This window comes from Allobosea sp. LjRoot9, assembly GCF_964252745.1.
GTDB lineage: Bacteria > Pseudomonadota > Alphaproteobacteria > Rhizobiales > Beijerinckiaceae > Allobosea.
On record NZ_CAXUPC020000001.1, the window covers coordinates 219,312 to 238,936 of the forward strand.

General features: G+C 64.7%; 22 protein-coding genes. 9 read left to right on the forward strand and 13 right to left on the reverse strand.

Features of this window, described 5'->3' with window-relative positions:
• Positions 1–73: 73 nt before the first annotated feature.
• Together ACSQ3P_RS01045 and ACSQ3P_RS01050 are read right to left on the reverse strand one after the other, a co-directional pair.
• On the reverse strand, positions 74–1,213 hold the full coding sequence (locus ACSQ3P_RS01045) for a dipeptidase (RefSeq protein ID WP_436163851.1): 1,140 nt from the start codon (positions 1,211–1,213) through the stop codon (positions 74–76).
• Between the two features lie 222 nt (positions 1,214–1,435).
• On the reverse strand, positions 1,436–2,683 hold the full coding sequence (locus tag ACSQ3P_RS01050) for an NAD(P)/FAD-dependent oxidoreductase (protein ID WP_436163852.1): 1,248 nt from the start codon (positions 2,681–2,683) through the stop codon (positions 1,436–1,438).
• A 259-nt stretch (positions 2,684–2,942) separates the two neighbouring features.
• Here ACSQ3P_RS01050 and ACSQ3P_RS01055 point away from each other — a divergent pair, with 259 nt between their 5' ends.
• From ACSQ3P_RS01055 to ACSQ3P_RS01090, 8 genes are all read left to right on the forward strand, one after another.
• Positions 2,943–3,908: a hypothetical protein gene (locus ACSQ3P_RS01055; protein ID WP_436163853.1), complete on the forward strand. Its 966-nt coding sequence runs from the start codon at positions 2,943–2,945 to the stop codon at positions 3,906–3,908.
• Positions 3,909–4,004: 96 nt separating this feature from the next.
• Positions 4,005–4,682: a glutathione S-transferase family protein gene (locus ACSQ3P_RS01060; RefSeq protein ID WP_436163854.1), complete on the forward strand. Its 678-nt coding sequence runs from the start codon at positions 4,005–4,007 to the stop codon at positions 4,680–4,682.
• A gap of 55 nt (positions 4,683–4,737) precedes the next feature.
• Entirely contained in the window at positions 4,738–5,421 is a 684-nt protein-coding gene (gene rpe, locus ACSQ3P_RS01065) for a ribulose-phosphate 3-epimerase (RefSeq protein ID WP_436163855.1), read from the forward strand.
• Between the two features lie 145 nt (positions 5,422–5,566).
• A complete protein-coding gene (gene purB, locus ACSQ3P_RS01070) occupies positions 5,567–6,874 on the forward strand; it encodes an adenylosuccinate lyase (RefSeq protein ID WP_436163856.1) in 1,308 nt (435 codons plus the stop codon).
• Positions 6,875–7,483 (forward strand): hypothetical protein, encoded by a 609-nt coding sequence (locus tag ACSQ3P_RS01075; RefSeq protein WP_436163857.1) that lies wholly within the window; start codon positions 6,875–6,877, stop codon positions 7,481–7,483.
• Positions 7,480–7,734 (forward strand): type II toxin-antitoxin system Phd/YefM family antitoxin, encoded by a 255-nt coding sequence (locus ACSQ3P_RS01080; RefSeq protein ID WP_436163858.1) that lies wholly within the window; start codon positions 7,480–7,482, stop codon positions 7,732–7,734. The genes ACSQ3P_RS01075 and ACSQ3P_RS01080 overlap by 4 nt, the downstream gene beginning before the upstream one ends.
• Entirely contained in the window at positions 7,731–8,147 is a 417-nt protein-coding gene (locus ACSQ3P_RS01085) for a type II toxin-antitoxin system VapC family toxin (RefSeq protein ID WP_436163859.1), read from the forward strand. The genes ACSQ3P_RS01080 and ACSQ3P_RS01085 overlap by 4 nt, the downstream gene beginning before the upstream one ends.
• 6 nt (positions 8,148–8,153) lie before the next feature.
• Complete coding sequence (locus ACSQ3P_RS01090) at positions 8,154–8,708, forward strand: RBBP9/YdeN family alpha/beta hydrolase (protein ID WP_436163860.1); 555 nt, start codon at positions 8,154–8,156, stop codon at positions 8,706–8,708.
• Between the two features lie 172 nt (positions 8,709–8,880).
• On the opposite strand, the gene ACSQ3P_RS01095 is transcribed toward ACSQ3P_RS01090, so the two are convergent.
• The 11 genes from ACSQ3P_RS01095 to ACSQ3P_RS01145 form a co-directional block, all read right to left on the reverse strand.
• Positions 8,881–9,996: a branched-chain amino acid ABC transporter substrate-binding protein gene (locus tag ACSQ3P_RS01095; protein ID WP_436163861.1), complete on the reverse strand. Its 1,116-nt coding sequence runs from the start codon at positions 9,994–9,996 to the stop codon at positions 8,881–8,883.
• A gap of 129 nt (positions 9,997–10,125) precedes the next feature.
• Positions 10,126–10,500, reverse strand: coding sequence for a DUF6867 family protein (locus ACSQ3P_RS01100; protein ID WP_436163862.1), 375 nt, complete (start codon positions 10,498–10,500; stop codon positions 10,126–10,128).
• A 1-nt stretch (position 10,501) separates the two neighbouring features.
• Positions 10,502–11,233 (reverse strand): ABC transporter ATP-binding protein, encoded by a 732-nt coding sequence (locus ACSQ3P_RS01105; protein ID WP_436163863.1) that lies wholly within the window; start codon positions 11,231–11,233, stop codon positions 10,502–10,504.
• Positions 11,233–12,069, reverse strand: coding sequence for an ABC transporter ATP-binding protein (locus tag ACSQ3P_RS01110; RefSeq protein ID WP_436163864.1), 837 nt, complete (start codon positions 12,067–12,069; stop codon positions 11,233–11,235). The genes ACSQ3P_RS01105 and ACSQ3P_RS01110 overlap by 1 nt, the downstream gene beginning before the upstream one ends.
• Positions 12,069–13,451 carry a high-affinity branched-chain amino acid ABC transporter permease LivM gene (gene livM, locus ACSQ3P_RS01115; RefSeq protein WP_436163865.1) on the reverse strand — a complete coding sequence of 461 codons (1,383 nt, stop codon included), beginning with the start codon at positions 13,449–13,451 and terminating at the stop codon, positions 12,069–12,071. The genes ACSQ3P_RS01110 and livM overlap by 1 nt, the downstream gene beginning before the upstream one ends.
• A gap of 5 nt (positions 13,452–13,456) precedes the next feature.
• Positions 13,457–14,374: a branched-chain amino acid ABC transporter permease gene (locus ACSQ3P_RS01120; protein WP_436163866.1), complete on the reverse strand. Its 918-nt coding sequence runs from the start codon at positions 14,372–14,374 to the stop codon at positions 13,457–13,459.
• 359 nt (positions 14,375–14,733) lie between these two features.
• The gene (locus ACSQ3P_RS01125) at positions 14,734–15,744 is read right to left on the reverse strand and encodes a 4-hydroxyproline epimerase (RefSeq protein WP_436163867.1); all 1,011 of its coding nucleotides are present in this window, start codon (positions 15,742–15,744) and stop codon (positions 14,734–14,736) included.
• Positions 15,745–15,753: 9 nt separating this feature from the next.
• Positions 15,754–16,161 (reverse strand): DUF3574 domain-containing protein, encoded by a 408-nt coding sequence (locus tag ACSQ3P_RS01130; RefSeq protein ID WP_436163868.1) that lies wholly within the window; start codon positions 16,159–16,161, stop codon positions 15,754–15,756.
• Positions 16,162–16,288: 127 nt separating this feature from the next.
• Positions 16,289–17,521, reverse strand: a complete 1,233-nt coding sequence (locus tag ACSQ3P_RS01135) for an NAD(P)/FAD-dependent oxidoreductase (protein ID WP_436163869.1) — start codon at positions 17,519–17,521, stop codon at positions 16,289–16,291.
• A gap of 10 nt (positions 17,522–17,531) precedes the next feature.
• Positions 17,532–17,858, reverse strand: a complete 327-nt coding sequence (locus ACSQ3P_RS01140; protein ID WP_092173660.1) for a cupin domain-containing protein — start codon at positions 17,856–17,858, stop codon at positions 17,532–17,534.
• A 15-nt stretch (positions 17,859–17,873) separates the two neighbouring features.
• Positions 17,874–18,776, reverse strand: a complete 903-nt coding sequence (locus ACSQ3P_RS01145) for a dihydrodipicolinate synthase family protein (protein ID WP_436163870.1) — start codon at positions 18,774–18,776, stop codon at positions 17,874–17,876.
• A 135-nt stretch (positions 18,777–18,911) separates the two neighbouring features.
• Between ACSQ3P_RS01145 and ACSQ3P_RS01150 the strand changes: the two genes are divergently transcribed.
• Complete coding sequence (locus tag ACSQ3P_RS01150; RefSeq protein ID WP_436163871.1) at positions 18,912–19,616, forward strand: GntR family transcriptional regulator; 705 nt, start codon at positions 18,912–18,914, stop codon at positions 19,614–19,616.
• Positions 19,617–19,625: the final 9 nt, after the last annotated feature.

The window sequence follows — 19,625 nt, forward strand, 5'->3', positions numbered from 1 at the left end:
GCGCGCTCAGATGAGCGCGCAATCTGGAGACGTTGAAATCCTGAGGTGATGCTTTCAGCGCCGCCTCTACGAATCAGGCGGCAGCCTTCTCCACCGCCCGCATCACTCGCAGCGTGTTGCCGCCGGCAAGCTTTTCGAGGTTGTCCTCCGACCAGCCGCGCCGGATCAATTCCGCGATCAGCGAGGGGAAGACCGTGGTGTCCTCGAGCCCATCGGGATTGACCCAGCCGAAGAAATCCGAGCCGACGCCGATATGGTCGTGACCGATGCGCTTGGCGAGGTAGTCGAGATGGTCGCAATATTGCGGCAGCGTCGCCTTGGGGCGCGGCCCGGCCTTGCGCTCGATCTCTTGTTCCGCCTTGGCGTAATCGAGCCCTTCGGGCGTCTTGCCGTACTGGTCCTTGACCGGGCGGTGCCAGTCGCGCGCGGCCTGGCTGATGAAATCGGGCACGAAGGTTGCCATCACCACGCCGCCATTGCCGGCGACGCGGTCGAGCACGTCATCGGGGACGTTGCGCGGGTGGTCGCAGAGCGAAAACGCGTTGGAATGTGACCAGACGACCGGCGCGCTGCTGACGTCGAGCGTATCGTGCATCACCTTGGGCGAGACATGGGCGAGGTCGACGACCATGCCGAGCTTGTTCATGCGCGCGATGACCTCCTTGCCGAAAGCGCTGAGGCCGTTGTGCTTTGGGGCGTCAGTCGCGGAATCGCACCAGTCATGCGTGCCGTTGTGGCAAAGCGTCATCAGCCGGACGCCGAGATCGTAATAGGCGTCGAGCGCATCGAGCTCGTTGTCGAGCGCCGATCCGTTCTCGATCGTCATGAACAGCGCGATCCTGCCCTCGGCTTTGGCTGCAGCGACATCGGCGGCCGAGAGGCCGGGGCGGAAGGCGTCCGAATGACGCTTCAGGATGTCGCGCATCAGCGCGATCTGGGCGAGCGCGAAGCCGGCGGGCTTGGGGTGGTTCGGCGGCACATAAGCCGCGAAGAACTGCCCGGCGAGCTTGCCGGCCCGCATGCGCGGAATGTCGGTGTCGACCTCGGGATGCAGTTTCGCCAGATCGTAAACGCCGACATCGCCCTTGGCGTTGCGGTCGAGCCTGATGACATAGGGCAGGTCGTTATGGCCGTCGATCATCGGCGCGCGGTCGAGCAGTGCGAGCGCGGCGACGTAGGCATTGTCCTGAACGGGGGCTTCGGCGAGGGCCATGGCGCAACCTTGGGCTGGAATCGAGAGCAGCGGCAATGGTGGCAGGTCGCGGAGCGCGAGGCGAGGGCGCGCGGTGCAGGGCTGTCATCCCGCACGCGCTGCGGCACGAAGTGCTGCTGCGCTGATGCGGGACCGCTCTTAGAATAGAGGCGTCCTCTCGTCACGCGGTCCCGTGTCTGCGCAGCAGCGTTTCACGCTGCAGCGCGCACGGGATGACGCCGCCTAGCCGAAGCGCGCAGCCGAGAACGGCGTCGGATCGACGAAGACCTTTTGGCCCGTCACCATCTCGGCGATCATCCGGCCCGTGACGGCCGCCAGCGTCAGCCCATGATGGGCGTGGCCGATCGAGAACCACAGGTTCTTGTGCTTCGGCGCGGGGCCGATGATCGGCATCATGTCGGGTGTGCAGGGCCGGCGGCCGAGCCAGGGCTCGGCATCGACCCGCTCGCCAAGCGGGAATAGCGTCCTGGCGATCGGCTCGGCGCGGGCGAGCTGGACCGGCGTCTTGGGTGCATCGCGGTCGGCGAATTCGGCGCCCGTGGTCAGGCGGATGCCTTGCAGCATCGGCGCGAGGAAATAGCCGCGCTCGGTGTCGAGCACCGGGTGGTTGAGCACGGCGTTGCCTTGCGCCTTGTAATGCATGTGGTAGCCGCGCTTGACCGCGAGCGGCAGATGGTAGCCGAGCTTGGTGGTCACCACATCGGCCCAGGGGCCGAGCGCGACGACAGCGTCCTTGGCCTGGGCCCTGGTGCCATCAGTGAGCGTCACGCTCCAGCCGGTGGCGTCCTGCACCAGCGTGCTGGCGTCGCCGAGCGCGAGCTTGCCGCCGAGCTCTTCGAACCGCGCGACATAGGCTTTGGACAGGCCCAGCGGATCGACCACCGTCACCGGGTCGGTCCAGTGCAGGCCGCCGATCAGGCTCTGGTCGAGATGCGGCTCCTCGCTGCGCAAGGTGGCGACGTCGAGCGCACGGTAGTTCAGGCCGAAATCGCGGTTCCAGCGTGCTGCCTCGGCCAGGCGCGCGTCCTGCTGGGCTGCGGTGCGGAACACCTTCATCCAGCCCTTGCGGCGCAGCAGATTGGTCGCGCCGGCTTCCTGCGCAAGCGCGTCATGCTCGCTGACGCAATGCTCGATCAGCGTCGCATATTTATGGGCGATGGCTTCATGCTGCGAAGCGCGCGAATGCATCCAGTACGACCACAGGAAGGGCGCGAGCTTGGGGATCGCGTTCCAATGGTAATGCGCGTCGATGGTGTTGTTCATCGCGTAGCGGATGAGCGCGCCGAAATCATGCGGGAAGCCGTAGGGGTAGACACCCTCGCGCTGGATCAGCCCGGCATTGCCGTAGCTCGTCTCCTGGCCCGGACCGCGCTTGTCGACGAGCAGCACGGAGCGGCCCGCCTTTTGCAGATGCAGCGCCACCGAAATGCCGACGATCCCTGCGCCGAGGACGATGGTATCCGTCTGCATCTTGTGCTCCTGCCAGCCCGCTGCTGCAGCAAAATAGCCGTTTATGGGGCGATGTCAGCGCCACGGCGCATTTTTGCGGCCTTACGCTCAAAGTTTCGCAAGATTTGCGCCAATCGGCCGAACACTGTGCGCCGGTCTCGCTTTGCCGGCTTTTTCTTGCAATTTTCTGCGCACGCAGGGCGGGCCTGCGGCGATGGCGGGTGACGCAAGGCGCGAGATCGGCGAGTGTCGCAGCCCTTCCAGTCCAAACCGGGCCTTCATGCTTTCGCGTTTCGCCGCTTCAATCGCCGCCGCTTTGGCCTGGCTCGGCCGTCATGGCACGCAGGGTTTCGCGCTCTCGATCTTCCTCGGATTGGCCTTGCCGCAGTTCTCGGCTGCGGCGCGTCCGGTGCTGCCGGTCACGATCTTCTGCTTCACCACGATTGTGTTCATGCGGGCCGATCTCGGCATCATCGCCGGGCTTGTGCGGCGGCCGGGCAAGCTCATCCTCTCCTGTCTCTGGCTGGTCGCGGCGCCGGTCCTGCTGATCGGCGGGGCCTTCCTTCTGCTTGGCCGGGAGGCGCTCGATCCGGGGCTCCTGCTGGGGCTCGCCATCATGGGCGCTGCACCGCCGATCATGTCGTCGCCGGCGGTTGCGATCCTCTATGGCTTCGAGCCGTCGCTGATCATCGCCTGCGTCATCCTGAGCACGATCGTCAGTCCTGTCGTCGCGCCCTTCCTGGTCGAATTGCTGGCGGGCGCCGCGGTGCCGCTCGACAGCTGGGTGCTGGCGTTCAGGCTTCTGCTCTTCGTCGGCGGCGGCATGGCGGTCGCCGCGGCCTTGCGGGTCTGGCTCGGTGTCGAGCGGATCAAGGGGATGAAGGCCAATCTCGATGGTTTTGGCGTGCTGATGTATTTTATCTTCGCCATCGCCGCGATGGACGGCGTCACGCAGGCGGCGATCGACGATCCCAAGCGCGTGCTGCTCTTCCTGGCCTGCGTCTTTGCTGTCTCGGGTTTCGGGCTGCTTACGGCCTATCTCGCCTTGCGCCGCTTGCCGGCCTCGGAGCGCTTCATGATCGGCTACGGCTCGGGCCAGCGGAACATGGGCATGATCGTCGCCGCGCTGGGAGCCGGCGTGCCGCCCTCGACCTTCCTGTTCTTTGCCCTGGCGCAGTTCCCGATCTATCTGCAGCCTTGGCTGTTGCGCGGCCTTGCGGCGCGTATTCGCCGCAGGGAGGCCTGAAGTCTTGGGCCTGAAGTCTGAGGCCTGAAGTCTCCTGCCGCGAGCTGACGGTTCGCTTTGCGAAGGTCGCCCCAACGTAACCGGGGCCTCGCCGTCATGATCACGCTCTATTCCGGACCGCTCAGCCTGTTCTCCCGCAAGGTCGAGATCGCGCTGCGAGAGAAGGCGCTGCCTTTTGAGCGCATCATGGTGCCCTTCAGCCAGACCGCGGGCTATGAGCCGAGGCATCCTGAAGTGCTGGCGCTGAACCCGAAAAGGCAGGTGCCGATCCTGAACGATGAGGGGCTGGTCGTCTACGATTCCACGATCATCCTCGAATATCTCGATGAGGCCTACCCGCAGCCTTCGCTCTATCCCAAGACCCCGGCAGAGCGCGCGCGCTGCCGACTGGACGAGCTTTTTGCCGACGAAATCCTGTTCATGGCCGTGCGCCCGCTGATGCATCGCAGCGAGCCGCCGACGGCAGACCGCAACAAGCGGGTGGCGCAGGAGACCGATGCGCTGATCGCCGAGGCCGTACTCGCGCGGTATTATTGCGGGCTCAATGAGCGATTGGCCGGCCGCGACTTCTTCGGCGAAGCGTTGTCCGTGGCCGATATCGGGCTGTTTATGACCTTGCTGTGGGCTCTGCGTCTCGGTGGCCCGTCCCTGGCGGACTATAGCGAGCTTGCCGGTTGGTTTGGCCGCCTGAGCGGCCGGCCGGCCTTCGCGGCGGCGGCGGAGGAAGTGGCTGAGGCCGACAGGCGGCTGTCATACCCGGTGAAGCGGCGCTGAAAAAGCACCTGGATTTGATTGCGGCGCCGGCCTGCGGGCGTTAAACGCTTGGCGCATGAGCGCTCCCATCCGCATCGCCCCCTCGATCCTCTCGGCCGATTTCTCGAAGCTGGGCGAGGAGGTGCGCGCGATCGACGAGGCGGGGGCCGACTGGATCCATTGCGATGTGATGGATGGGCATTTCGTGCCCAACATCACCTTCGGGCCGGATGTGCTGAAGGCGATCCGCCCCTGCACCAAGAAGCTCTTCGACGTGCATCTGATGATCGCGCCGGTCGATCCTTATGTCGAAGCCTTCGCCAAGGCCGGCGCCGATCTCATTTCGTTCCATGTCGAGGCCGGGCCGCATCCTCACCGGACGCTGCAGACAATTCGGAACCACGGCAAGCAGGCCGGCATCGTGCTCAATCCCGGCACGCATGAAAGCGCCATCGAGCCGCTGCTCGACGATCTCGACCTGATCCTGCTGATGACGGTCAATCCCGGCTTCGGCGGGCAGAGCTTCATCCGCTCCGTGCTCGAGAAGATCGCCCGGGTGCGCGCTATGATCGGCGAGCGGCCGATCGCACTCGAAATCGATGGCGGGGCTAGCCCTGAGACCGCGCCGCTCGCGGCAAAGGCCGGAGCGAATGTTCTCGTCGCCGGCTCTGCCGTGTTCAAGGGCGGGCCTGCCGCCTATGCCGCCAATATCTCCGCGATCCGCAAGGCGGCTGAAGCCGCGCGCGGGCAGTGGGTTTGAGATTTTAGTACAGCCCTCATCCTGAGGAGCCGCGAAGCGGCGTCTCGAAGGATGATCCAGCGAGCGCCTTCTGGAGCATCCTTCGAGACGCGCTCCTGCAGAGTGCTCCTCAGGATGAGGGCTTGTTTGTCACAAGGACGAGACGATGATCCCGCGCTATTCCCGCCCCGAGATGGTCGCGATCTGGGAGCCGCAGACCCGCTTCCGGATCTGGTTCGAGATCGAAGCGCACGCCACCGACAAGCTCGCCGAGCTTGGCGTGGTGCCGAAAGAGGCTGCCGCCACGATCTGGGCCAAGGCCAAGGACGCGACCTTCGATGTCGCGCGCATCGACGAGATCGAGCGCGTCACCAAGCATGACGTCATCGCGTTTCTCACGCATCTGGCCGAGATCGTCGGGCCGGAAGCCCGCTTCGTCCATCAGGGCATGACCTCCTCGGACATTCTGGACACGACGCTCTCGGTGCAGCTCGCGCGCGCCACCGACCTCTTGATCGCGGATGTCGATGCGCTGCTTGCGGCGATCAAGCGCCGGGCATTCGAGCACAAGCTGACGCCGACCATCGGCCGTTCGCACGGCATCCATGCCGAGCCGGTGACCTTCGGGCTGAAGCTGGCGCAGGCCTATGCCGAGTTCGACCGTTGCAAGGCTCGATTAGTCGCGGCTCGGGCCGAGATCGCGACCTGCGCGATTTCGGGCGCGGTCGGCACCTTCGCCAATATCGACCCCTCGGTGGAGGCCTATGTCGCGGAGAAGATGGGGCTGAGCGTCGAGCCGGTCTCGACCCAGGTCATCCCGCGCGACCGGCATGCGATGTATTTCGCCACGCTTGGCGTCGTCGCTTCCAGCGTCGAGCGGCTCGCGACCGAGATTCGGCATCTGCAGCGCACCGAGGTCTATGAGGCGGAGGAGTTCTTCTCGCCCGGCCAGAAGGGCTCCTCGGCGATGCCGCATAAGCGCAACCCGGTGCTGACCGAGAACCTGACCGGGCTTGCCCGCCTCGTGCGTGGCATGGTGGTGCCGGCGCTGGAGAATGTGGCGCTCTGGCATGAGCGCGACATCTCGCACTCCTCGGTCGAGCGCATGATCGGCCCCGACGCCACCGTGACGCTCGATTTCGCGCTCGCCCGCCTTACCGGCGTCGTAGACAAGCTGCTGATCTACCCGCAGAACATGCGCAAGAATCTCGACCGGCTCGGCGGTCTGCACAATTCGCAGCGCGTGCTGCTGGCCCTGACCCAGGCCGGCGCCAGCCGCGAGGAGAGCTATTCGCTCGTCCAGCGCAACGCGATGCGCACCTGGGAGCATGGCGAGGACTTCCTCACCAACCTCAAGAAGGATGCCGAGGTCACGGCGAAGCTGTCAGTGGCGGAACTCGAGGCGATGTTCGACGAAGGCTATCACTTCAAGCATGTCGACACGATCTTCGCGCGGGTGTTCGGGGAGAGGTAAGTGGCTGACGATCACATCGTTCGTCATCTTCCAGATGTGATCACGCACAACTACGATCCCGATCGCGGCCGGTTCCAGAATCTCTGCAACCTGCCGGACGATGAGGCGGAGGGAATCCTTGCCGCCATCAATGCGTCTGGGCGAAGGGCGATCAAATCCAACTACCTGACACGTCGCCGTCAAACGGAATCATGGCTGCTGTCGGAGCGAACCCGGAAGCTCGGCACCCCGTATCTCCGCCGTCCGATCTATTTCTTTCTCGGCGACATGGCGGACGGTGCTGATCCGTCCCGATCGGCATCGGTTGTCGTGCCGCTGGCGGCTTTCACCGACGACATGTTGACCTTCACCTATCCTGACAGCATGGCGAGTTTGCCGTTTGGAACGCGAGCCGAGCATATCCGGGAGCGGAAGCCCTATCATGGGCAGGTTTTCACACTCGGCGAGATCCGCAGCGTCGTTTCTCGTTTTGGAATGCCTGCGACGGTCGGACGGCGCGATCCAGCCGCTGCTTCCGATCGGTTCATCGAAGTTCAGCTCTGGGACGACAGGCCTCTTCAAACCATGTTGTTGAGCCAACCAGTCAACCAGTCTATCTTTCGTTCATGATCACCGTCGGCGCATTCGAGGCCAAGACCAAGTTCTCCGAACTGCTCGACCGTGTCGAGCGGGGCGAGGAGATCGTGATCACGCGCCATGGCAAGGCGGTGGCGCGGCTGGTGTCGCAGGAGCCGGGCGTAAATCCGTCGGGGCGCGACATTCGTGCTGAGATCATGGCGTTGCGCGAAAATCTGCGGGCGGAGGGCGTCTCGTTCAGCCGCGGCGAGATCATCGCATTGCGCGACAAGGGGCGGCGTTGAGCGCCTTCATTATCGACGCTTCTGTCGCGATGGCAATCATTTCGCCCGACGAGCAGAACGAGGCTGTTCTGGCGCTGTTGGACCGGATGATCGGCTTCGGTGCTTTTGCCCCGACGCTATGGCTCTTCGAAACCGCCAATGCCGCGCGCTTCAAATGGGCGCAGACGCCGATCGCAACGGCAACGGCGCGTGATGCGATCGAGAAGCTTCATGCGTTGCCGATCGAGATCGTCGATATGGAACCTGCCGTCATCCGGGGCGGCGTCCTCACCTTGGCGCAGCGCCGCAAGCTCACCATCTACGACGCAAGCTACCTTCATCTGGCGATTACGTTGTCGCTGCCCCTCTCGACACTCGACAAGGAATTGATCGCGGCGGCGCCTCTTGAAGGCGTCGATCTCGTTTCGATTTGATGCGCTATGAAATCCTCCGAAGCCGACATCCTCATCATCCCCGGTTGGTCCGGGTCCGGCCCTGATCATTGGCAGAGCCGCTGGGAGGCCAGGCTTCCGACGGCGCGGCGTGTCGAGCAGGCGGATTGGCACAAGCCGCAACGCGAGGAATGGGCTGGCCGCATCGTCGAGGCGGTGCGGGCCGCCACGCGCCCCGTGGTGCTGGTCGCGCACTCGGCCGGCGTCAGCGCGGTCGCGCATGCGGCGGAGCATCTCAAGCCCGGCGAGGTCGCGGGAGGGTTCCTGGTCTCTCCGGCGTCGGAGGAGGCCAAGCGCGCTCTTCCGGATATGGAAGCCGCGTTCGCCATGCATCGGCGCGAGACGCTGCCCTTTCCGGCCACGGTCATCGCCAGCGCGACCGATCCCTATTGTTCGCAGGATGAGGCGAAGGCGCTCGCGGAAGCCTGGGGCGCGACCTTCGTCGACGCCGGCGACAGCGGCCACCTCAACACCGAGTCCGGACATGGCCCCTGGCCGGACGGGCTCCTGCAGTTCGCGAGCTTTCTCAGGCGCTTGGGCTGAGCAGTTGCGGGTTTGATTCAAGCGTGAGCGAAGCAATCCGGGAGGTCTCACAAAGCCCCCCTGGATTGCCTCGTCGCTTTCGCTGTCCGGTTCGGGCACCCCAAAACAAAACCACCCCGGATTGCTCCGGGGCGGTCTCGTTTCACGCCAGATGGCGGTCAGCTAGTCGAGATCAATTCTCGATATAGGTGATCTTGCCGTCGGCGCCCTTCTTCCAGGTGTACATGGTGTAGTCGGGGCGGGTGATGTCGCCCTTCTTGTCGTAGGTGATGTCGCCGATCACGGTCTTGAAGGTCTTGCCCGAGCGCATGTACTCGGAGACCTTCTTGGGATCGAGCGACTTGGCGCCTTCGGCCGCCTGCTTGAGGATCTCGACGGCGGCGTAGGAGTAGAGCGTATACGCCTCCGGCTTGAACTTGCGGGCCTCGAACTTCTTGAGGATGGCCGCAGCTTCAGGACGCTTCTGCGGGTCCGGCGGGAAGGTCATCAGCGTGCCTTCGACGCCGGGGCCGCCGATCGTGGCGAACTCGTCGGTGGTGATGCCGTCGCCCGAGATCATCACGGTCTTCAGGCCCTGGTCGCGCATCTGGCGCACGATCAGGCCGCCTTCGGTGTGCAGGCCACCCCAGTAGAGGTAGTCGGCGCCAACGGACTTCAGCTTGGAGATTAGCGCCGAATAGTCCTTCTCACCGGCGTTGACGCCTTCATAGAGCACGTCCTTGACGCCCGCCTTGGTCAGGCCCTTGCGGGTCTCGTCGGCGAGGCCCTGGCCGTAGGTGGTCTTGTCGTGGATGACGGCGATCTTCTTGCCCTTGAGGTTCTTGGCGATATAGGCCGCCGCGACCTCACCCTGCTGGTCGTCGCGACCGCAGGTGCGGAACACATTCCACAGGCCGCGCTCGGTGATCTTCGGGTTGGTGGCCGAAGGCGAGATCATCGCGATGCCGTTCTCGGCATAGACTTCCGAGGCCGGCATGGTGACGCCGGAGTTGAAGTGGCCGATCACGAACTTGACGCCGTCGCCGACGAACTTGTTGGCGACGGAGACGCCTTGCTTGGGATCGGAGACGTCGTCGCCGACCGACAGCGCGATCTTCTGACCCAAGATGCCGCCAGCCGCGTTGATGTCGTCGATCGCCTGCTCGGTACCGTTCTTCAGCTGGGCGCCGAAGGCGGCGTTGGGGCCTGTGATCGGTCCGGCGACGCCGAACTTGATCTGTGCATTCGCCACGCCGGAGAAGGCGAGGACGGCGCCGAGCGCGATACCGCTCAACAGCAGTTTCTTCATGAGATCAGACTCCCCTGTGATTACTATGAACGGGCTGGATGGTCCGCCCGTCTCGGCGCGCGCGGCTACCGTGAAACGCAGTCTTGCGCTTTTTCAACGGTCTGTCACGCGTCAAGCTCGTCGCCATTTTCAGGCTATTTCGGCCCTGATCTTCACGCCTTCGCGCGCTTTCCAGCCGAATGGGCCGGTGCGCTCGAAGAGCCAGCGATATTGGGTCGTCATCTGCCTGGCGCGGTTGTAGCGCCAGCCGGCGAAGCCGAAAGCCATCAGCACGATGGTATCGACGATATAGTAGTGCAGCGTCAGCAGCGTCGCCTCGAACAGCGCGAAATGGATGAAGCGCACGGCGAGCCCGAGAACCAGGATGTAGAGCACGAGTTGGAACGTCGGCTTCCATGCCTTGGCCACGGCGCGGCCCGACATCCAGGCGAGCCAGCCGCCCATCACCACCGTGACCAGCAGGAACAGCCAGATCGTCGGTTCTTCGTAGAGGATGCCTTGCATGTCAGTGCCTCCCGCCTTCGAGATAGGCGGCGCGCACCTGCGGATTGGCGAGCAGCTCCTGGCCCGTGCCGCTCATGGTGATGACGCCGTTGACCATGACATAGCCGCGATGGGCGAGCTTGAGCGCATGGAAGGCATTCTGCTCGACCAGGAAGACGGTCAACCCTTCCGTCTTGTTGAGCTCTCGGATCGCCTCGAAGATCTGCTTCACGATCAGCGGGGCAAGCCCCAGCGAGGGCTCGTCGAGCAGGAGGAGCTTGGGCCTAGCCATCAGGGCGCGCGCGATCGCCACCATCTGCTGCTCGCCGCCGGAGAGCGTGCCGCCGCGCTGCTGCAGCCGCTCCTTGATGCGCGGGAAGAGCACGCAGATCTTCTCGAGGTCCTCGTCGAAATGGGCAAGGTCGCGCACGGCCGCGCCCATCTGCAGATTCTCGTAGACGGTCATGCGCGGGAAGATGCGCCTGCCCTCCGGGGATTGAGCGATGCCCAGCCTTGCGATCTGGTGGCTCGGCATCTTGGTGATGTCGCGCCCCTCATAGGTGACGGTGCCCTCGCGCGCCTGCGGGTTGCCGAAGATCGTCATCATCAGGGTGGATTTGCCGGCGCCGTTGGCACCGATCATGGTGACGATCTCGCCGGCGCGGACATCGATGTCGACGCCCTTGAGAGCGATGATCTTGCCGTAATAGGTCTTGACGCCGCGTACGGTGAGAAGAGGCTGAGCTTCGGTCATCACAGTCCGACCTCTGCTTCCACGGCCGCGACCTCGTCGTCGTCGACGCCAAGATAAGCGGCGATCACCTTGGGATCGGCCTGGACCTCGGCCGGCGTGCCGTCGGCGATCTTGGTGCCGTAGTCGAGCACCACGACATGGTCCGAAATCTCCATCACCACCGACATGTCGTGCTCGATCAGCAGGAGCGCCGTGCCGATATCCTTGCGGATCGAGAGCAGCAGCTCGTTGAGGTCATGGCTCTCGCGCGGGTTGAGGCCGGCAGCCGGTTCGTCGAGGCAGAGCAGGACCGGCTCGGTGCACATGGCGCGCGCGATCTCGAGCCGGCGCTGGTCGCCATAGGGCAGGTCGGCAGCGGGATCGTCGGCGCGGTCGATCAGCTTGATCTTCTCCAGCCAGAACTTGGCCTTCTCGATCGCTTCCTTCTCGCGCGCCTTGTAGCCGCCGACGCCGAGCACGCCGAGGAAGGTGAAGCCCGAGGCGATCATCAGCGGGTTGTGCTGGGCGACGAGGAGGTTCTCCAGCACGGTCATGCCGCCGAAGAGGCGGATATTCTGAAAGGTGCGGGCGACCTTGGCCTTCCAGGAGATCCGGAAGTCCGGCATGCGCTCGAGCAGATAGCTTGCGCCGCTGTCATGCGTCAGTGCCATCAAGCCTTCGGTCGGCTTGTAGAAGCCGGTGATGCAGTTGAAGACCGTGGTCTTGCCGGCCCCGTTGGGGCCGATCAGCGCTGTGATGTCGCCCTTGCGGGCCTCGAAGGAGAGGTCGTTGACGGCGGTGAGGCCGCCGAAGCGCATGGTGACATGCTCGACCTGGAGAAGCGGGGCGGTTGTCATCAGCCGTGCCCCTCCTGGACCATGTCGGACGAAATCGCCTTCTTCTCCTTGAGGAAGGCCGTCGGCTCGCGCGTCGAGATCAGTCCGCGCGGCTTCCAGATCATGATCACCACCATGGCCAGGCCGAAGATCAGCATGCGGTATTTGGTCGGGTCGAAATCATTGCCGAAGATCGCCTTCAGCCAATCGAGCTCGCGCAGGAGCTCGGTGCCGCCGATCATGGCGACCGCGGCGATGGCGCAGCCCCAGAGCGAGCCCATGCCGCCGAGCACGACGATTGCCAGCACCATCGCCGATTCCATGAAGACGAAGGATTCCGGCGAGATGAAGCCCTGCCGCGCCGAGAAGAAGGCGCCGGCGAAGCCGCCAAACATGGCGCCGATCGAGAAGGCGGTGAGCTTGGTGTTGGTGGTGTTGATGCCGAGCGAGCGGCAGGCGATCTCGTCCTCACGCAGGGCTTCCCAGGCCCGGCCCACCGGTAGTCGTCTGAGCCGCAGCGAGACGAAGGCGGTCAGCAGGGCGAGCGCCAGGATCAGATAATAGAGGAAGATCGTTCGGTAGAGCGGCGAGAATTCCAGCCCGAACACGGCCGCGAAGCCCTCGTCGCTGGCATTGAAGGGAATGCCGAAGAAGCTCGGCCGTGGAATGCCGGAGATGCCGGCATAGCCGTTGGAAAAGTCGACCCAGTTGATCAGGACGAGGCGGATGATCTCGCCGAAGGCGAGCGTGACGATGGCGAGATAGTCGCCGCGTAGACGCAGGACTGGAAAGCCGAGCAGCATGCCCCAGAAGGCGGCGAGAATGCCGGAGAGCGGCAGCAGGAGCCAAAAGGACAAGCCGAAATTCTTGGCCAGCAGGGCGTAGGAATAGGCGCCGACCGCGTAGAAAGCGACATAGCCGAGGTCGAGCAGGCCGGCGAGGCCGACGACGATGTTCAGACCCCAGCCGAGCATGACGTAGATCAGGATCTGGACGCCGAAATTGTCGATCCATTTCAGCGCGCCACCCCAGCCGCTCAGCGTAACCGCGATCATCGGGAAGGTGATGAGGAAACCGAGCCCGAACAGCGAGAAGATGCGCGAGTTGCGCTGGAAAAAAGCAAAGGTGCCGTGCGGCAGGAAGCGCACCAGCGATTTCCGGTCGGCCTTGCCCTGCTGGCGGAGCACCACCAGGAAGCGCCCGATGAAGACGATGGCGACCGCCCAGGCAACGGCCTCCCAGCGCTGGTCGAGCACCAGCACATTTTCCATGTTCTGGCGGGTGCCCCAGGCGATGATCGGGATGCACAGGCCGAAGGTGACGAGGGCGGCGAAGCCGGCCTCCTTGAGCGCCGCCTTGAAGTCGCGAGGAGGCGCCGCGGGCGTCGAAATGGTCGTCGCCATGGCTGTCAGACTTTCTCGACTTCGGGGCGGCCAAGGATGCCCGAGGGCATGAAGACGAGCACGATCGCGAGGATGCAGAAGGCCGCGACGTCTTTGTAGTCGATGGTGAAATAGGCCGACCACATTACTTCGATCAACCCGATCAGCAGGCCGCCGATGACGGCGCCAGGCAGCGAGCCGATGCCTCCGAGAACGGCAGCGGTGAAGGCCTTCACGCCGGGGATGAAGCCGTCATTGAATGAGACCACGCCGTAGAGGACGAGGTACATCACGCCGGCGACAGCCGCGAGCGCGGCGCCCATCACGAAGGTGATCGAGATCGTGCGGTCGACGTCGATGCCAAGGAGCGCGGCCATCTTGCGGTCCTGCTCGCAGGCGCGCTGGGCCCGACCGAGCGGCGTCTTCTGGACGATGTACCAGAAGGCCGCCAGCAGCACCGCCGTCGTCACGATGATGACGATCTGCTTGTAGGAGATCTGGACCGAATAGGTCGCGCTTTCGATCAGCGTGATCGAGTCGTTCAGCATCGGTGCGGTCGATTTGTTGCGCGGGCCCTGCACGACCTGGACGAAGTTCGACAGGAAGATCGACATGCCGATCGCCGAGATCAGCGGCGCGAGGCGGAAGGAGCCGCGCAGCGGCCGGTAGGCGACGCGTTCGATCGCCCAGTTCCACAGCGAGGTGAAGAACATCGCCAAGGCGAGCACGACGATGAGCGCCACCACGATCAGCCCGGCACCGAACCAGGAGGCGATCAGCATGAAGAAGATCAGCGCGATGAAGGCCGACAGCATGAAGATATCGCCATGGGCAAAGTTCACCATGCCGATAATGCCGAAGACCATCGTGTAGCCGATGGCGATGAGGCCGTAGATCGACCCCAGGGTCAGCCCGTTGATGAGCTGCTGGAGAAACACTTCCATCGTCGACGCCTAACCCCTCTCATCCGCTCCCATTCTTTTCGACGGCATGACGCCGACGCATGCGGGATGCGATTGCTACGCAGAGCTACCAATGGCTTGCGGCTTCGACAATCGCGCCGGGCCACAATTCTGTCAAAAGCAATCTGGCACGTTTTGCCTGCTGTTTGTGCAGGCATCTCTGCGGTTCGGCGGCGATTTCGCGCAAGATGATTGCGAGACGGGCACTTCTGCAGAGGGTATTTGGGCCTGATGGGCTGTGAATATGGGCGCGAAAAACCGTCTAGGATGATTTTTCTGCGCCCAACTGGCTTCGAGCGGGGCATGGCTGCGTCATCTGACGAAAGGGCAGTTTTGCGGGGTCAGGCGCGGTCGGCGAGCTGGAAGCCATGTGCCAGCGGGTCTCGGTCGTCGATGAAGATGGTGTTATAGCCGGTCATCCGGGCCCAGCCTTCGATCGAAGGGATGATCGCGTCATGGGGGCCGACCTTTGCCGCCGCCTCGACCCGGCCGCGGAAGAGCGTGCCGATGATGCTCTCATGGACGAAGTCGTCGCCGACCTTGAGCTTTCCCTGCGCGGCCCATTGCGCCATGCGCGAGGAGGTGCCGGTGCCACAGGGCGAGCGGTCGAGCGCCTTGTCGCCATAGAACACGGCGTTGCGGGCATGCGCTTCAGGCTTCGTCGGTGCGCCGGTCCAGAGGATGTGGGAGAGGCCGTTGATTGCCGGGTTCTCGGGATGGACGAACTGGTATTTCGCGTTGAGGGCAGCGCGCAGCTTCGGGCTCCAGCGCAGCAGATCGGAGGGGTTCACCTCCGCGATGTCGCGGATCGCGGCTTGCGGATCGACGATCGCGTAGAAATTGCCGCCATAGGCGACATCGACCTTAACCTCGCCCAGCCCCTCGATCTCGGCGGAGAGGCCGGTGGCGTGCAGATAGGAGGCGATGTTGGTGATGCGGACGCTGTCGACATAGGGCCCATTGCGGACATAGGTCGCGGTGACGAGGCCGGCGGGCGTGTCGATCTTCAGCACGCCCTCCTGGCGCGGCGTCACCAGCCCGCGCTCCAGCGCCATGGTGACGGTGCCGATGGTGCCGTGGCCGCACATCGGCAGGCAGCCCGAGGTCTCGATGAAGAGGAAGGCGATGTCGGCATCCTCGCGCGTCGGCGGGTAGAGGATTGCGCCCGACATCATGTCGTGGCCGCGCGGCTCGAACATCAGCCCGGTGCGGATCCAGTCGAACTCGGCCAGGAAATGCGCGCGCTTCTCGACCATGGTGTCGCCCTTCAGGGCAGGGCCGCCGCCGGCGACGAGGCGCACCGGGTTGCCGCAGGTATGGCCGTCGACGCAGAAGAAGGTGTGGGTCGTCATGGCATCCACTCAGAAGGATATGCAGGCCGGCTTCAGGATCGTGCCGACCGATTGCTGGTTGAAACGCTGCTTATAGGCTTCGGCGATGGCCGTGAGTTTGGCGCGCCCCTCGGGCTCGTCCTTCAGGGCGATGACGAGGAGTTTTGCCTGCTCGCGTACCAGGACGCCGCGCGTCGTATCGCGATACTGCCCTTGTCCTGCAAGGATCGTCAGCCCGTCAGGGAAGCGCGGCGTGACCTCCTCGTCGACGAAGCGCCCGAAGGCGGCCTCGCTGACGCCGAGCCTGTCGCCGATATTGCGGCCGAACAGCAATTCGGCGACGAGCATCGCTTGCTGGCCCGGCGAACATGAAAGCGGCGCGAGGCTGGCGCAGCCGCCAAGGCAGAAGAGGCAGGCCAGAAACAGGATTCGAATCATCGTCTTGGCCTCGTCGGCTCAGAGCTTGATTCAGGTGTCGGGCAGCTGCGCTCGATTGTGAGAGCGAAGGCGGCTTTCGCGCCCGCCATCATCTCGATGCTGGAAATCGGGGCCGCCACCATCGCCTTCAGAACCGGCGCGGGTTGAAGGGCGCGAGATCGATCGCTGGCTTGCGGCCGGCGATCAGCGCGGCGACAAGACCTGCCGTCGCGGTCGATTGCGTCATGCCGTAATGGCCGTGGCCGAAGGCGTAGACGACGTGGCGATTGCGGCTCGCTTCGCCGATCACGGGCAATGAATCCGGGAGCGAAGGCCTAAAACCCATCCAGAGCGTGCCGCTCTCGAAGGGCGGCAGGCCGTCGACCAGGCTCGCAGCCTTGTCGTAGAGGCTGCGCGTCCGGGCGTGGTTGGGCGCTGCCTTCAGTCCACCGAACTCGACTGCACCACCGATGCGCAGGCCGCTCTCCAATGGCGTCATGACGAAGCCATGACCCTCGAAGCCGACCGGGCGCGAGGTCAGGCCGGTGACGCCGGGAAAGCTGACATTGTAGCCGCGTTCGGTGTCGAGCGGGACCGCATCGCCAAGTGCCGCCGCCAGCGGCTTCGACCATGCCCCGGTCGCGATCACCGCGCGATCGACGACGCGCTGCCAGCCATCGGGGCCTATCAGGGATGGGCGCTCGCCCATCGAGATGGTGTTGACCTGCGCCTTCTCGAAGACCGCACCGCGCGCCAGCGCCGCCTCGAACAAGGCCAGCGTCAATTGCAGGGGATCGCTGATATGGGCGGTGTCGGGATGGAAGGCCGCGCCGACGAAGCGCCGCTTCAACGCCGGCTCGAACTGGCTGAGCTCCTCGGGGCCGATCATCTCGACCTTGATGCCGAACTCCGCCTGACGCCTGGCGACATGGCCGGCCTCGTCGAAGGCCGCCTTGTCGGTGAAGACATAGAGCCCGCCCTGGCGATGGATATGGCGATTGAGGCCCGCACTCTCGGCCCGCGCCAACCAGGCCGGCAGGGCAAGCTGCTGCAAGGCCGCGAGCCCCTGGATCGAACGCTCATAGGCATCCGGCCGCGCTGCCAGCACGAAGCGGATGAGCCAGGGCAGGAGCTTGGGAAAATAAGCCGGGCGGATCGAGAGCGGCCCGAGCGGGTCGAGCAGGAATTTCGGCACCTGCCGCAGATTTTTGGGGCTGGCGATCGGCAGGATGTCGGTATGGGCCATCCAGCCGGCATTGCCGCGCGAGGGGCCGAAAGCGGGGCCTTCCTTGTCGAGGATCAGGACCTCGTGGCCCTCGTCGAGCAAGGCATGCGCGATGGCGCAGCCGACGATGCCGGCGCCGACGACGGCTATCTTCACGACAGGGCCTTCATGGCAGCGACAATTCCTTCAGCGCGCCGGGCTGCTTCACCTCGATCTCGACGAAGGCGATCGGGTGGGCGGAGCCGTTCATGACGTCGTGCTGGACGCCGGCCGGGCGCATATAGGCCTGGCCCTGCGCCAGCGGCACATCGGTTTCCGTCTTGCCGTCGTGGATGCGCAGCGTGCCCGCGACCAACATCACCACGAAATAGGGCCAGCCATGCGTATGCCAGCCGGTCACGGCGCCGGGTTCGAAATCCCAGCGCGTGATCCGGATCGTCTCGTCATCCTGCTGAAGCGTCGGGATGGCGGGGAGGGTGCAGGCGAAGGCCATGGCGTCTCCGGTCTTTTAGAAACTCGGCAGCGTCGGACGTGTGGCTTCGGCTGCCTTGATGATCGCCGTGAGGCGGGCGCGCTCGGAGCCCTGCAGCGCCTGACGCGGGGCGCGGCAGCGGTCATTGGAGCCAATCACCAGCGCCTCGACCAGCTTGATGTTCTGGACGAGTCTCGCGGAGACGTCGAGATCGAGCAGGGGGCGGAACCAGCGATAGATCGCGATCGCCTCGTTCATGCGCCCGGCCTTGGCGAGTTCGTAGATCGCGACCGTTTCGCGCGGGTATGCGACGACCAGCCCCGCGACCCAGCCATCGGCGCCCATCGCCAGGCTTTCCAGCGCGAGGTTGTCGACGCCGGTCAGCACCTTGAAGCGATCGCCGCAGAGCGACTTGATCTCGCTGATGCGGCGGATGTCGTCAGACGATTCCTTGATGGCCGTGAAGAGCGGCTCGTCGGCCAGCTCCACCAGCATGGCGGGCGGGATATCGACGCCATAGGCGGGCGGATTGTTGTAGATCATCACAGGCAGGCCGCCGGCCTTGGCTACGGTCCGGTAATGGGCCGCCGTCTCGTGCGGCTCGGATTTGTAGGGAATGCCGGGCAGCACCATGAAGCCCGCCGCTCCGGCCTCGGCGCCGGCTTCCGCCAGCTTGCACGAAGCCCTGGTCGAGCCCTGCGAGACCGTCAGCAGCACCGGTACCTTGCCATCGGCGACGCGCAAGGCGGTCTTCAGGACCGCGATCTTCTCGTCAGGCTCCAGCGTCGAGGCCTCGCCGAGCGAGCCGCAGGCGATCAGGCCGTGCACGCCGGCCTCGATCTGGAGAGAAAAACAACGCTCCATTTCGGGGATGTCGAGACGGTCGTCGCTCGTGAATTTCGTCGTAACCGCAGGCAGAACGCCAGTCCAATAGCTCATGGCACAAAGCTCCTTGCGTGCCGGCCCGTTTCGCTTGCAGATTGCAAACAGGCGAGCTTCGGCTCTCAGCGACATAGGTGATATATCAATGATCGGTCGCACGTCAATCCAGCCTTACCGGCTGCCGGAGCACGCATGAATCTGCGCCCGCTTTCCGAAGCCCGAGTGGATGAGGAGGCGCACGCCTCGCTTCCGCCATCGGCGGCGCCCAGCCTGTCCGAGACAGCCTATCGCCGGCTCGAAGAAGCGATCGTGACCCTGTCGCTGCGTCCCGGCGCGGTGCTGACGGAGGCGCAGTTGATCGATCTCGTCGGCGTCGGACGCACGCCAGTGCGCGAGGCGCTGATCCGGCTGGCGCAGCAGGGGCTGGTCGAGATCCTGCCGCGCAAGGGCGTCGCCGTAGCCGACATCAACGCCATCGACGTGATGGCGGCGCTCGATGCGCGCGAGGTGCTGGAGCGGCTGATCGCGGGCGATGCGGCCAAACGGGCGAGCCCGCGTGAACGCATCCTGATCATCGAACAAGCCAAGGCGATGCGCGCGGCGGCCGAGACCGGCGACGTCAACGCCTTCATGCGCATCGATACGGAGCTCAACGGCATGGTGGCGGCAGCCGCGCGCAGCCCCTATGCGACACGCGCGGTCGAGCCGCTGCAGGCGCTGATGCGGCGCGCCTGGTATCATTTCGAGCGGCAGGACGACCTCGTGCCCTCCGCGCATCTGCATGTCGCCTTCGCGCAGGCGATCGCGACGGCCGATCCTGCCGCCGCGATGATCGCGAGCGACGCGCTGATGCTGCATTTTCGCCGTGGCCTGCTCGGCGCGCTGGGGCGGGATTGAGGCATTCGG

What these genes read in the sequence shown, in the direction of transcription:
- ACSQ3P_RS01045 (WP_436163851.1), bottom strand. Translation starts at nt 1,213, where the DNA reads ATGGCCCTCGCCGAAGCCCCCGTTCAGGACAATGCCTACGTCGCCGCG.
- ACSQ3P_RS01050 (WP_436163852.1), bottom strand. Translation starts at nt 2,683, where the DNA reads ATGCAGACGGATACCATCGTCCTCGGCGCAGGGATCGTCGGCATTTCG.
- ACSQ3P_RS01055 (WP_436163853.1), top strand. Translation starts at nt 2,943, where the DNA reads ATGCTTTCGCGTTTCGCCGCTTCAATCGCCGCCGCTTTGGCCTGGCTC.
- ACSQ3P_RS01060 (WP_436163854.1), top strand. Translation starts at nt 4,005, where the DNA reads ATGATCACGCTCTATTCCGGACCGCTCAGCCTGTTCTCCCGCAAGGTC.
- rpe (WP_436163855.1), top strand. Translation starts at nt 4,738, where the DNA reads ATGAGCGCTCCCATCCGCATCGCCCCCTCGATCCTCTCGGCCGATTTC.
- purB (WP_436163856.1), top strand. Translation starts at nt 5,567, where the DNA reads ATGATCCCGCGCTATTCCCGCCCCGAGATGGTCGCGATCTGGGAGCCG.
- ACSQ3P_RS01080 (WP_436163858.1), top strand. Translation starts at nt 7,480, where the DNA reads ATGATCACCGTCGGCGCATTCGAGGCCAAGACCAAGTTCTCCGAACTG.
- ACSQ3P_RS01090 (WP_436163860.1), top strand. Translation starts at nt 8,154, where the DNA reads ATGAAATCCTCCGAAGCCGACATCCTCATCATCCCCGGTTGGTCCGGG.
- ACSQ3P_RS01095 (WP_436163861.1), bottom strand. Translation starts at nt 9,996, where the DNA reads ATGAAGAAACTGCTGTTGAGCGGTATCGCGCTCGGCGCCGTCCTCGCC.
- ACSQ3P_RS01100 (WP_436163862.1), bottom strand. Translation starts at nt 10,500, where the DNA reads ATGCAAGGCATCCTCTACGAAGAACCGACGATCTGGCTGTTCCTGCTG.
- ACSQ3P_RS01105 (WP_436163863.1), bottom strand. Translation starts at nt 11,233, where the DNA reads ATGACCGAAGCTCAGCCTCTTCTCACCGTACGCGGCGTCAAGACCTAT.
- ACSQ3P_RS01110 (WP_436163864.1), bottom strand. Translation starts at nt 12,069, where the DNA reads ATGACAACCGCCCCGCTTCTCCAGGTCGAGCATGTCACCATGCGCTTC.
- livM (WP_436163865.1), bottom strand. Translation starts at nt 13,451, where the DNA reads ATGGCGACGACCATTTCGACGCCCGCGGCGCCTCCTCGCGACTTCAAG.
- ACSQ3P_RS01120 (WP_436163866.1), bottom strand. Translation starts at nt 14,374, where the DNA reads ATGGAAGTGTTTCTCCAGCAGCTCATCAACGGGCTGACCCTGGGGTCG.
- ACSQ3P_RS01125 (WP_436163867.1), bottom strand. Translation starts at nt 15,744, where the DNA reads ATGACGACCCACACCTTCTTCTGCGTCGACGGCCATACCTGCGGCAAC.
- ACSQ3P_RS01130 (WP_436163868.1), bottom strand. Translation starts at nt 16,161, where the DNA reads ATGATTCGAATCCTGTTTCTGGCCTGCCTCTTCTGCCTTGGCGGCTGC.
- ACSQ3P_RS01140 (WP_092173660.1), bottom strand. Translation starts at nt 17,858, where the DNA reads ATGGCCTTCGCCTGCACCCTCCCCGCCATCCCGACGCTTCAGCAGGAT.
- ACSQ3P_RS01145 (WP_436163870.1), bottom strand. Translation starts at nt 18,776, where the DNA reads ATGAGCTATTGGACTGGCGTTCTGCCTGCGGTTACGACGAAATTCACG.
- ACSQ3P_RS01150 (WP_436163871.1), top strand. Translation starts at nt 18,912, where the DNA reads ATGAATCTGCGCCCGCTTTCCGAAGCCCGAGTGGATGAGGAGGCGCAC.